Raw genomic sequence first — 11722 nt, 5'->3', positions numbered from 1 at the left:
TACCGTGCTCGGGCGACGGGCCGGCGAGCCGGTCGTAGTGATGGCGACCGCTGGGCCGTGCGCCTGTCTGCGGTGCCTCGGTCGCCGGCGGACTGTCGTACTCTCGGCAGCGCCCTCCCGGCCGCGGTGGCCGCGGGATTCGGCGAAAGGCAGAGGAATCGGCATGGGGTTCGACGGCGACGCAGGAGCGCCGGCCTCCCGGGGCCGGGTGGTCATGCTGGTCGACAACGGGGTCCATGGAGACTCCCGGGTGCAGAAGGCCGCCCGGTCGGCCGCCGACGCCGGGTGGGAGGTGATCCTGCTCGGCCGCGCGCCCGGCGGTCAGCCGCAGACCTGGCGGCTCGGCGGCGCCGAGGTGCGCCTGCTGGCGGTCGCCGACCCGCTGTCGCGTCGCCGGCACGAGTTCCGCCGGGTGTTGCGCGGTGGACCGCTGGCCTACCCGCCCAACGGCGTCGCCGCCCACCGCAAGCAGGCTGTCCGGGCCTGGGAGACCGACCTGCGGCTGCGTGACGCGGAGCTGGTCCTGGCAGCTCGGGCCGGCCGTCCGGTGCCCGCCTGGCGGCGCCGGGCGTTGACCGCCGAACGCCTGGCCGCCTCGGTCACCGGCAAGTGGGTGTCCTTCCGCTACTGGCAGCTCACCCGGGGGCAGAAGGCCCGCCGGAAGCTGGCCGGGCCGGTCGACCAGTTCTACACCTGGTTCTGGGAGGTGGCCCGGGGCGACGCCGCGTGGCGGCGGCTGGAGCCCTCGCTGTGGGACTGGGAACTGGCCTTCGGTCCGGTGGTCGACCAGTTGCGGCCCGACCTCATCCATGCCAACGACTACAAGATGCTCGGGGTCGGGGCGCGCGCCACCCTCCGGCTGCGGGCCGCCGGGCACCCGGTGAAGCTGGTCTGGGACGCACACGAGTTCCTGCCGGGGCTGAACCCGGCGTTGAGCCGGGGTCGCTGGCTTCGCGCGCAGTGCGCCCACGAGCGGGAGCACGCCCCGGTGGCGGATGCGGTGGTGACCGTCTCGGAGGCCCTCGCCGACCTGCTGCGACGCGAACACGGGCTGCGCGAGCGGCCCACTGTGGTGCTCAACGCGCCGAACGCCGATCCGACCGGCACCGCCGACAGCGGTCCGGTCCCCGACCTGCGGGCGCTGTGCGGGGTCGGGCCGGAGGTGCCGCTGCTGGCGTACTCCGGCGCGGTCGCCCCGGTGCGCGGCGTGGACGTGGTGGTGGAGGCGCTGCCCGCGCTGGCCGGGGTGCACCTGGCCCTGGTGTCGCTGCCGCCGGGCCGGTCGTCGACCCCCTCGATCGACGCGCTGCGGGGCCGGGCGCGCGAGTTGGGTGTGGCCGACCGGGTGCACGTGCTGCCGTACGTGCCGCACCACCAGGTCGCGGCCTTCCTCTCGGCCGCCGACGCGGCGGTGAGCCCGCTGGTCCACCTGCCCAACCACGAGATCGCGTTGAGCAACAAGTTCTTCGAGTACTCGCACGCTCGGCTGCCGATCGTCGTCAGCGACGTCAGGACGATGGCGGAGACGGTCCGCTCGACCGGTCAGGGCGAGGTGTTCCGGGCGCAGGACGCCGCGGACTTCGCCCGGGCCGCGCGGGCGGTGCTCGCCGACCCGGAGCGCTACCGGGCCGCGTACGACCGGCCGGGCCTGCTGGAGAGCTGGACCTGGGAACGGCAGGCGGAGGCGCTCGACGGCGTCTACACCCGACTGGTGGAGCGAACCCCGGTCGGCTGAGCCCGGTGGTCGGCCGAGGCCGGACGGGCTGCCCCGGCCGGGGCTCCCCGCGCCCCGGCCGAAGCCGGACCAGTCGGGCGTTACCGTAAACTCGCCGGGTCATTCTGGGAGCAGGCCCCGGCAACATCGGAGAGGCGGATGATGGAGCGCGACGGTGCGTCTGCGGTCCCGGTTTCCCGTGGACGGGTTGTCATGCTGGTCGACAACGGTGTCAACGGCGACTCCCGGGTGCAGAAGACAGCACGTTCGGCCGCCGACGCCGGTTGGGACGTCGTTCTGCTGGGCCGGTCCCCGGGTGGGGCGCCGCAGTCCTGGCGGCTCGGCCGCGCCGAGGTGCGGCTGCTGGCCATGCCCGACCCCTTGGCGCGCCGCCGGCACGAGTTCCGCCGCGCCTGGCTGCGTTGGCCGTTGGCCTACCCGCCGAGCGGGATCGCCGGGCACCGCCAGCAGAGCGTGAAGGCGTGGCAGGCAGACCTCGCCGTCCGGGCCGCGAAGCTCACCCTCGCCGATGCGACGACTCCTCGACTGGCCCTGCGCCGGCGGCTGCTCCAGGTCGAGCAGGCCGCCGCGAAGCTGACCCGGACCTGGGTGTCCGGGCGGTACTGGATGCTCACCCGGGCCCGCACCCGCCGCCGGTTCCACAACCCCTGGGACCGCGCGTACACGCTCCTCTGGCAGAAGATCAAGGGCGACGGCGCCTGGCGACGGCTGGAACCGGGACTGTGGGACTACGAGCTGGCCTACGGTCCGGTCGTCGACGAACTGGCCCCCGACCTGATCCACGCCAACGACTTCCGGATGCTCGGCGTCGCCGCCCGCGCCAAGATCCGCGCCGCCGTGCGGGGGCGCGAGATCAAGGTGGTGTGGGACGCGCACGAGTTCCTGCCGGGCCTGAAGCCCTGGCAGGACAACGCCCGTTGGCTGCCCGCGCACCGCGCCCACGAGCGGGAGTACGCCCCGTACGCCGACGCGGTGATGACCGTCTCCGACGGCCTGGCCGAGCTGCTGCGACGGGAGCACGGGCTGACCACCGTGCCGGACGTGGTGCTCAACGCGCCGGCGGCCGAGCACGGCGAGCTGACTCCCGACGCGCCCGCGCCCGACCTGCGCGCCCTCTGCGGCGTCGGCCCCGACGTGCCGTTGCTGGTCTACAGCGGGGCGGCGGCGAAACAGCGCGGCCTGGACGTCATGGTCGACGCGCTGCCGCAGTTGCCCGGTGTGCACGTCGCGCTGGTGGTCAACAAGCCCGCCGGCCCGTACGTGACCGGTGTGCTCGCCCGCGCGGCGCGGCTCGGCGTCGCCGACCGGGTGCACGCCCTGCCGTACGTGGCGCACTGGCAGGTGGTGCCCTTCCTCTCCGGTGCCGACGCCGGGGTGATCCCGATCCACCACTGGCCCAACCACGAGATCGCGCTGATCACCAAGTTCTTCGAGTACTCGCACGCCCGGCTGCCGCTGGTGGTCAGCGACGTGAAGACGATGGCCGGTACGGTGCGTTCCACCGGCCAGGGCGAGGTGTTCCACGCCGAGGACGTGGCCGACTACGTCCGGGCCGTCCGCGCGGTGCTTGCCGACCCGGAGCGCTACCGGGCCGCCTACGACCGGCCGGGCCTGCTGGAGAGCTGGACGTGGGAGGCGCAGGCCGAGGTGCTGGACGGCGTCTACCGTCGCCTCCTGCCCGACCGGCCGGGACCGACACCGTCCGGTTCGCCGCAGCCGGCCGCCGGGAGTGACGCGGTCGGCCCGGGGTCCGCGCGACCGGCGGTGGGGGCCGGCACGTGACCGTCCCCGACGTGACCGTCATCACCGCCGTCTACAACACCATGCCCTACCTGACCCGCTGCCTGACCTCGGTGGTGGAGCAGTCGATCGGCCTCGACCGGCTGGAGGTCGTCGCGGTGGACGACGGCTCCACCGACGGCAGCGGCCGGGAACTGGACCGGTTCGCCAGGACGTATCCGGGCACGGTGAAGGTGATCCACCAGCAGAACTCCGGTGGCCCGGCGAACCCGAGCAACCGCGCGTTGGAGGTCGCCACCGGCCGGTACGTCTTCTTCATCGGGTCGGACGACTACCTCGGCCCGGAGGCGCTGGAACGGCTCGTCGCCGCCGCCGACCGGCACGACGCCGACGTGGTGCTCGGGCGGATGGTCGGGGTGAACAGCCGGTACATCCACCAGGCGATCTTCGAGTCGACCCAGTCGGACGTCGACCTCTTCACCTCGCCGCTGCCGTTCTCGCTGTCGAACACCAAGCTGTTCCGGCGGGATCTCGTCGAGCGGCACAAGCTGCGCTACCCGGAGGACATGCCGGTCGGCAGCGACCAGCCGTTCACCATCGAGGCCTGCTACCGGGCCCGACGGATCTCCGTGCTCTCCGACTACGACTACTACTTCGCGGTGCGGCGGTTCAACGCCCACAACATCACCTACAAGAGCCGGCACCTGGAACGGCTGCACTGCGCCGAGTCGATCATGAACTTCGTGGGCGGGCTGATCGAGGCCGGCCCCCGGCGGGATGCGGTGCTGCTGCGGCACTTCGCCTGGGAGGTGGCCCGGCTGCTGGAGAACGACTTCCTGGCGCTGGACCGGCCCACCCAGGCCAGCCTCCAGGCCGGGGTGCGTTCGCTGGCCGAGCGGTATCTCACCGACACCATCCGCGACCAGCTCGGCATCGAGACGAGGGTCCGGCTCGCCCTGGCCTGGCACGGCGAGCTGGACGACCTGCTCGCGGTGATCCGGCAGGACGCCGACCAGGGCAGCCCGCCCGCGGTGGTGGAGGACAACCGCTGGTACGCCGACTACCCCGGGTTCCGCGACCCCCGGCTCGACATCCCGGACCACTGGTTCGAGATCACCGGCAGCGTCGCGGACTGGATCGCCCGGCTGGACACGGTCCAGGTCACCTTCGACGGCACCCGGGCCCTCGTGGTGACCGCCCGCAGCCCCCGCCCCGACCTGCCGCACCTGGCGTCCGCCCTGAAGATCGTGGCGGGGGACGTGGTGGCGGAGAGCACCCACGCGGTGCCCGACATCACCGGTACCACCATCCGGGCCCGGATCCTCCTGCCCGCTCTTCTGACCGATCTGGCCCCCGGCGGTAAGCTTCGACTCATCCAGGCGCGGATCGACGCGTTCGGTACGACCGGGACGGCGCCGTTGCGCGGTCCCCGTCGGGCGGTGCCCCAGCGGGTGGTGGTGCGCCGTGGCGCGCGCCTGCACGTCGTCACCGCCACCACCAACCACAAGGGTCAACTGATCGTCGCGGTAGCACCTGTGACGCCACGCCGGGTGATGGCCCGCCTGCGGCGCAGGCTGCCACTAGGAGGAAAGTAGTAGTCATGAACATCTGCGTCGTCGCCCTCGGGAAGATCGGGCTGCCGCTGGCCGTGCAGTTCGCGACGAAGGGTCACCGGGTCATCGGTGCCGACGTCTCCGAGCGGGTGGTCAACCTGGTCAACGACGGCGCGGTGCCGTTCCCCGGGGAAGCCGACCTGGACGTCAAGCTCAAGGAGGTGGTGGCCGCCGGGCTCCTCTCGGCCACCACCGACACCGCCGCCGCCGTCGCCGAGAGCGAGGCCGTCGTGGTGGTGGTGCCGCTGTTCGTCGACGCCGAGGGCGTGCCGGACTTCGGCTGGATGGACGACGCGACCCGGGCCATCGCCGCCGGCCTCAAGCCGGGCACGCTGGTCAGCTACGAGACCACCCTGCCGGTCGGCACGACCCGCGACCGCTGGGCTCCGATGCTCGAACAGGGCTCCGGGCTCACCGCCGGCCGGGACTTCCACCTGGTGTTCAGCCCCGAGCGGGTGCTCACCGGTCGGGTCTTCGCCGACCTGCGCCGCTACCCGAAGCTGGTCGGCGGCATCGACGAGGCGTCCGCCACGCACGGCGTCCGCTTCTACGAGGCGGTGCTCGACTTCGACGAGCGCCCCGACCTGGGCAAGCCGAACGGCGTCTGGGACCTCGGCTCGGCCGAGGCGTCCGAGCTGGCCAAGCTCGCCGAGACCACCTACCGGGACGTCAACATCGGCCTGGCGAACCAGTTCGCCCGCTTCGCCGACACCGTCGGGGTGGACGTCACCAAGGTCATCGAGGCCTGCAACACCCAGCCGTACAGCCACATCCACTCCCCGGGCATCGCGGTCGGCGGGCACTGCATCCCGGTCTACCCCCGGATGTACCTGTGGAACGACCCGTCCGCCACCGTCGTCCGCTCCGCGCGGGAGGCCAACGCCGCCATGCCGCAGTACGCGGTCGATTTGCTCGCCGCCGCGTACGGCGACCTCACCGACGTCGAGGTGCTGGTGCTCGGGGCCGCCTACCGGGGCGGGGTCAAGGAGACCGCCTTCTCCGGGGTCTTCCCGACCGTCGAGGCGCTGCGCGCCCGGGGTGCGAAGGCGTACGTCTCGGACCCGATGTACACCGCGGACGAACTGACCGCGCTCGGCCTGCCGGCCTACGCGGGGGAGCGGGTCACCGCCGCCGTCGTCCAGGCCGACCACGCCGAGTACCGCACCCTCGCCGCCACCGACCTGCCCGACGTGCGGGTGCTGGTCGACGGCCGGCGGGTGACCGACGCCGCCCGTTGGCCCGACGTCCGTCGGGTCGTCATCGGCGGCTGAACCGCACCGGTCCGCCACCCGCGGACCGACTGACGTGGTACGGGCCCCGACCGATCCGGTCCGGGGCCCGTACCCTGCGGGGTCCGGGTCAGCCCTGGCCCAGTCCGGCCGGCGGGTTTGCCGGGTCGCGGGAGACGACCTCGCCCTTCTCGTTCACCCAACCCTTCGGCCGGGCCGGGTTGCCGGCGACCAGCTGGTACGGGGCGACGTCCCGGGTCACCACCGAACCGGCGGCGATCATCGCGTACTCGCCGACCTCGATCCCGCAGACCAGGGTGGCGTTGGCGCCGATGGACGCGCCCCGGCGTACCAGGGTCGGGGTGATCTCCCAGACCGGGTTCTGCGCGCGGGGCCGGAAGTCGTTGGTGAAGACGGCGCACGGGCCGACGAAGACCTCGTCCTCCAGGGTCACGCCCTGGTACACCGAGACGTTGTTCTGGACCTTGCAGAGGTCCCCGATCACCACGTTGCTGTCGACGTAGACGTTCCGGCCGATCACGCAGCCGCCGCCGATGCGGGCGGTGGACCGGACGTGCGCCAGGTGCCAGACCTTCGTGCCGTCCCCGATCCGGGCGCCCTCCTCGACATCGGCGGTCGGGTGTACGAAGACCTGGTCGGTTCCTTGGCTCATGAGCTCCACTCACAGTGTTCGCAGGGCGCGGGTGCGCCGGTGTGACGCACGGCCGGCGGCCGGCGGGCACCCCCGCCCGGCGTCGTCGCGCGTGCTCGGTCACCGCGGTCCCGGCGGGAGGCCGGGGAGCACCACGGCAGCCGGAAGCATAACCGGCGGTCCCGCCCGCCCCGGACGCTCACCCGGACGGCCACCCCGGAGGGGGTCCCGCGGCACGCGGCCGGCGGCCCGTCCCCGCCCGTCCACCCGCCGGCACCGTGCGACGGGGGGCCGCCGGGCCCGCTGCCGTCCCGGCCGGGGTGTCGCCGGGCCAGCCGGTCTGGCACCATTCGCTGACCGGGGGCTCAACAGTGGAGGGGGCGCGGGTGCGGGTCCTGCTGGTGGAGGACGACTGCCGGGTGGCGGCGGCCCTGTCGTCGGCGTTGACCCGGCGGGGTTACCAGGTCGAACACGCCGCGACCGTGGCGGCGGCGCTGGCCGCCGCGCCGTGCGACCTGGTGCTGCTCGACCTGACCCTGCCGGACGGGGACGGCACCGAACTGTGCCGGGAACTGCGGCGGCGCAGCGCGCAGATGGGCATCATCGCGGTCACCGCCCGGGGCGAGGAGCGGGACCGGGTGCTCGGCCTGCGGCTCGGCGCGGACGACTACGTGGTCAAGCCGTTCTCCATGGTCGAGTTGCAGGCGCGTATCGAGGCGGTACTGCGCCGGGCCGCGCGGGCCGCGCCGGAACCGGACCGGATCAGCGCCGGTGGGCTCCGGATCGACGTGGCCGCCCGGACGGTCACCGTCGACGACCGCCCGGTCACCCTGACCCGTAAGGAGTTCGACATCCTCGTCTCGCTGGCCCGGCAGCCCGGCACGGTGGTGCCCCGGGAGCGGATCCTGCTCGACGTCTGGGGCACCACCTGGGCCGACCGGCACACCGTCGAGGTGCACGTCGGGTCGTTGCGGAGCAAGCTGGGCGACTCGCGCCTGGTGGAGACCGTCCGCGGGGTCGGCTACCGGCTCCGGGGCGAGTGAGGCCCCGATGCGTCGTCGGCTGGTCATCAGTTACCTGCTGCTGATGGCGCTGGTGCTGGTGGCGCTGGAGACCCCGCTCGCGGTGACCCTGGCCAACCGGGAGACCGACCGGGTCCGCGCGGACCGGCTCGCCGACGCCACCCGCTTCGCCTCGCTCGCCGGCCCGGCACTGCGGGGCGGCGGCACCGGGCAGCTCGACGGCGAACTCGCCAGCTACGAGAACCTGTACGACATCGGGGCGGCCGTGGTGGACCGGGAACTGCGGACGGTCGCGGTCTCCGACGGCTACCGGTCGGCGCCGGCCACCGAGCTGGCGCTGCGGGTCGCGCTCTCCGGGCAGCAGTTCACCGGCACCGAGTCGATCTGGCCCTGGGTGGACGGGCCCATGGTGGTGGCGGTGCCGATCAACGACGGCGGCGAGGTGCTGGGCGCGGTGGTCACCACCAGCCCGGTTGACGCGGTGCGTCGTGCCGTCACGACCTGGTGGCTGGTACTGGCGGTGATCGGACTGCTCGCCGTGCTGGCCTGTGTGCTGACCGCGTTCGGGCTGGCCGGTTGGGTGCTCCGCCCGGTCATCGAACTGGACGCGGTGACCCACGAGATCGCCGAGGGGGACCGTGGCGCGCGGGTGCAGCACCGGCTCGGTCCGCCCGAACTGCGCCGGCTCGCCGCCGGCTTCAACCACATGGCCGACGTGGTCTCGGACGTGATGGACCGCCAGCGGGCCTTCGTCGCGCACGCCAGTCACCAGCTCCGCAATCCGCTCACCGCGTTGCGGCTGCGGGTGGAGGAGCTGGGTCCGAGCCTGACCGACCCGGAGGGGCGGGCCGAGCACCAGCTGGCCCTGGAGGAGACCGACCGGCTGGCCCAGGTGCTCGACGCGCTGCTCACCCTGGCGCGGGCCGAGCGGGAGGAGAACCGCCTGGTCACCGTCGACGCGGTGGCGGTGGCCGCGTCCCGGGTGACCGCGTGGGAGCCGCTGGCCCGCCGCCGGGCGGTCACGCTGCGGCTGGCCGCCGTCCCCGGCCCCCGGTACGCCCGTACCGTACCGACCGCTATCGACCAGGCGCTGGACGCCCTGATCGACAACGCGGTGAAGTTCAGTGGTCCCGGTGGCGCGGTGACCGTCGGCGTCGAGCCGGCCGAGGACGGGGTGACCGTGGTGGTCCGCGACACCGGTCCGGGGATGACCGACAGTCAGCTCGAACAGGCGACCGAACGGTTCTGGCGGGCCCCGGACGCGCAGAACGTCGAGGGGGCCGGGCTCGGACTGACCATCGTGGCCGTGCTGGTGGACGCCTCCGGTGGGCACCTCACCATGCGCCGTGGCGAGCCCGGTGGCCTGGTCGCGGAACTGTGGTTCCCCGCCGAGCCACCCGGCGACGGCCCGCCCGACGTCCAGAGCCGACCGGCCCGGGAGCCGGCCACACCCTGACCCCCGCTCCGACACCCCGGTCGCCCGACCCGCCGCCATCCGGCTCCGTCCCGACACCCCGGTCGCGCCCGACCCGCCGTCGCCCATCCGGCTCCGCCCCGACCTCCGGGCGGGCCGGCAGGCCGGTCAGGGCTTGTTCGCCCGGTACCAGGCCGCCGCGCCCGGGTGCAGGGGCAGCGGGACGGTGGCGATGGCCGAGCGGGCACTCATCCGGCCGGCGGCCGGATGCGCGGCGGCCAGCTCCTCCCGGCGCTCCATCAGCAGTCGGGTCACCTCCCGTACCAGCGACTCCGGCACGTTCGCCCCGACCACCAGGTAGTTCGGGTTCGCCACGGTGGTCACCGGCTCCGCGTGGTAGGCCGAGCTGGGGATGTCCCGGGAGACGTAGACCTCCCGGTGGCTGCGGCGCAACGGTTCGGTCCACTCGCCCAGGTCGACCAGGCGGATCCCGGTGCTGCCGGCGAGCTGTTCGATCGCCCGTACCGGCAGGCCGCCGGAGAAGAAGAAGGCGTCGATCCGCCCCTCCCGCAGGGCGGAGACCGAGTCGTCCAGGCCGAGCCGTTCCCGTCGCACCTCGCCGTCGTCCAACCCCGCCACGTCGAGCAGCCGGCCGGCGGTGATCCCGGTGCCCGAGCCCGGAGCCCCCACCGACACCCGCCGGCCGCGCAGGTCGGCCGCCGTCCGAATCGGCGCTCCGGCGGTGGTGACCAGGTGCAGCAGGTCGTCGTAGACCCGGGCCACCGCCACCACGCCGGGGTGGTCGTCCGCCGTTCCGGAGAGGACGTCGGCCTGGGTGAAGCCGAGTTCCGCCGAGCCCGTCGCGACCAGGTGGACGTTCTCCGCCGACGCGGCGGTGACCACCACGCTGGCCTGGACGCCGGGCAGCTCCCGGTTCAGGATGGTCGCCAACGACTCGCCGAAGGCGTGGTAGACGGCGGTGGGGCTGCCGGTGGCGATCCGGATGCGGACCGGCTCGACCGGCTCGTCGCGGCAGGCGGTCAACGCCGGCACGGCCACCCCGGCCAGCACGGCCAGCAGCGCGAGGGCGACGGCCGGCCGCCGACCGGAGGAGGAGGGCACGCCGTTCACAGGCTGCACTCTGCGCCCGGGTACCCCCGGTTGGCAACCCACCGCCGCGCACGGCACCTCCGCCGGAGCCCCTCCCGGCCGGGGCCGGCACCCGGATCCGTATGCCGGGGCCGGCACCCGGCTCGGTGGGCGGGCGGGCCCGGCAGCGGGGCGCTACCGCTCGGACATCTCCCCGGCCGGGACCGTCTGGGCGGGGTTCAGGCTGGCGCTCTCCAGGATCCGGTGGCGGTCCGTCCCGTCGGCGACGCTCACCACGAAGCAGCCGGCACCCGGGCGGAGCGTCGCGGGAACCTCCAGCAGGGCGGCGCCCCGGACCAGGACGGCGGCCAGTTCCCGGTCGGTGAGGCGGACCCCGAGGATGTGCCGGCGGACGTGCCGGCCGCCGGCCAGCAGGGCGGACCGCCAGGCGGCGGCGGCCAGTCGGGACCGCCACACCCGACGGGCCGCGGAGGCGCCGGGAACCGGGCCGCCGAGCAGTTCCCGCCGGCCCTGCCGCCACCCGGTGTCCAGCAGCGTCGTGTACGCGGCCCGAGCCGACGCGGGCACCCGCAGCCGGTGCAGCTCGTAGCGGCGGCGCAGCCCGCCGGTGGTGACCTCGTGCTCGACCGGGACCCCGAGCCGGGTGAGGAGCTGACGCATCCGGAGCGCCGCGTCCTCCCGGTTGAACTCGACGGTGCTCCGGTAGGGCTCGCCGGCTGCCCGACCCCGGGGGCCGGCCGGCAGCGGCATGCAGCGCAGCAGGCAGGCGACCTCGAACGCGTCAGCCGTGGTCTGCCAGTCCAGCGGCGGCGGCGGATGCGCCGGCGGTCGGGACCGGTCGAGCAGGGTGGTTGCCATCGGGGACCGTTCCTCCACACGTCGGGGGTGTCCCTACGGTGGACGGCCGAGGGCCCGAGCGGTACCGATCGGGGCAAGCCTTGAGCAAAATTTGCGTTCCGACGGGGTGGGTGCCGTGGTCGCGGTTGCCGACCAGCCGGGTCAGGGCCGCGCCGGTCAGCGTGAGGGTAGTGACCCGGAACGTCGACTCCGGTCGGTGACCCGGAACCTCGACTCCGGTCGGTGACCCCGACGTCGACCGAGGAGATCGACATCGACTGGCGGCCACCGGGCCGGCACGGAACGCGACGGGGGTCGAGCGTCCGCGACCTGGGTACGAGGCACCGAAACTATCGGTCGATATCAACGC

Annotated in this window: 9 protein-coding genes; 6 read left to right on the top strand and 3 right to left on the bottom strand. The window is 74.0% G+C overall.

Annotation, left to right across the window (positions count from 1 at the left end):
• The first annotated feature begins 163 nt into the window (after positions 1-163).
• The 4 genes from AB0F58_RS12520 (at position 164) to AB0F58_RS12505 (ending at position 6359) form a co-directional block, all read left to right on the top strand.
• Positions 164-1735, top strand: a complete 1572-nt coding sequence (locus AB0F58_RS12520) for a glycosyltransferase family 4 protein (RefSeq protein ID WP_357142065.1) — start codon at positions 164-166, stop codon at positions 1733-1735.
• Positions 1736-1927: 192 nt separating this feature from the next.
• Positions 1928-3517 carry a glycosyltransferase family 4 protein gene (locus AB0F58_RS12515; protein ID WP_357142063.1) on the top strand — a complete coding sequence of 530 codons (1590 nt, stop codon included), beginning with the start codon at positions 1928-1930 and terminating at the stop codon, positions 3515-3517.
• Complete coding sequence (locus AB0F58_RS12510) at positions 3514-5070, top strand: glycosyltransferase family 2 protein (RefSeq protein ID WP_357142061.1); 1557 nt, start codon at positions 3514-3516, stop codon at positions 5068-5070. The genes AB0F58_RS12515 and AB0F58_RS12510 overlap by 4 nt, the downstream gene beginning before the upstream one ends.
• 5 nt (positions 5071-5075) lie before the next feature.
• Positions 5076-6359 carry a nucleotide sugar dehydrogenase gene (locus AB0F58_RS12505; RefSeq protein WP_357142059.1) on the top strand — a complete coding sequence of 428 codons (1284 nt, stop codon included), beginning with the start codon at positions 5076-5078 and terminating at the stop codon, positions 6357-6359.
• 88 nt (positions 6360-6447) lie between these two features.
• On the opposite strand, the gene AB0F58_RS12500 is transcribed toward AB0F58_RS12505, so the two are convergent.
• On the bottom strand, positions 6448-6990 hold the full coding sequence (locus AB0F58_RS12500) for an acyltransferase (protein ID WP_357142056.1): 543 nt from the start codon (positions 6988-6990) through the stop codon (positions 6448-6450).
• Between the two features lie 365 nt (positions 6991-7355).
• On the opposite strand from AB0F58_RS12500, the gene AB0F58_RS12495 reads away from it, so the two are divergent.
• Positions 7356-8012: a response regulator transcription factor gene (locus AB0F58_RS12495; RefSeq protein WP_357142053.1), complete on the top strand. Its 657-nt coding sequence runs from the start codon at positions 7356-7358 to the stop codon at positions 8010-8012.
• 7 nt (positions 8013-8019) lie between these two features.
• Positions 8020-9447: a HAMP domain-containing sensor histidine kinase gene (locus tag AB0F58_RS12490; protein ID WP_357142050.1), complete on the top strand. Its 1428-nt coding sequence runs from the start codon at positions 8020-8022 to the stop codon at positions 9445-9447.
• 126 nt (positions 9448-9573) lie between these two features.
• Here the strand turns inward: AB0F58_RS12490 and AB0F58_RS12485 are convergent, their stop codons facing one another.
• Both AB0F58_RS12485 and AB0F58_RS12480 read right to left on the bottom strand, forming a co-directional pair.
• Complete coding sequence (locus tag AB0F58_RS12485) at positions 9574-10527, bottom strand: TAXI family TRAP transporter solute-binding subunit (RefSeq protein ID WP_357142431.1); 954 nt, start codon at positions 10525-10527, stop codon at positions 9574-9576.
• Between the two features lie 162 nt (positions 10528-10689).
• Positions 10690-11373 carry a hypothetical protein gene (locus AB0F58_RS12480; protein ID WP_357142047.1) on the bottom strand — a complete coding sequence of 228 codons (684 nt, stop codon included), beginning with the start codon at positions 11371-11373 and terminating at the stop codon, positions 10690-10692.
• Between the last annotated feature and the right edge of the window lie 349 nt (positions 11374-11722).

The organism is Micromonospora sp. NPDC023956, from assembly GCF_040639195.1.
In the GTDB taxonomy this organism is placed as follows: domain Bacteria; phylum Actinomycetota; class Actinomycetes; order Mycobacteriales; family Micromonosporaceae; genus Micromonospora.
This window is presented reverse-complemented; position numbering and strand designations above follow the sequence as displayed.

Bases quoted from the DNA above. Each gene is read 5' to 3' on its own strand.
- AB0F58_RS12480 (WP_357142047.1), bottom strand. From the start codon at position 11,373: ATGGCAACCACCCTGCTCGACCGGTCCCGACCGCCGGCGCATCCGCCG.
- AB0F58_RS12515 (WP_357142063.1), top strand. From the start codon at position 1,928: ATGCTGGTCGACAACGGTGTCAACGGCGACTCCCGGGTGCAGAAGACA.
- AB0F58_RS12500 (WP_357142056.1), bottom strand. From the start codon at position 6,990: ATGAGCCAAGGAACCGACCAGGTCTTCGTACACCCGACCGCCGATGTC.
- AB0F58_RS12490 (WP_357142050.1), top strand. From the start codon at position 8,020: ATGCGTCGTCGGCTGGTCATCAGTTACCTGCTGCTGATGGCGCTGGTG.
- AB0F58_RS12520 (WP_357142065.1), top strand. From the start codon at position 164: ATGGGGTTCGACGGCGACGCAGGAGCGCCGGCCTCCCGGGGCCGGGTG.
- AB0F58_RS12505 (WP_357142059.1), top strand. From the start codon at position 5,076: ATGAACATCTGCGTCGTCGCCCTCGGGAAGATCGGGCTGCCGCTGGCC.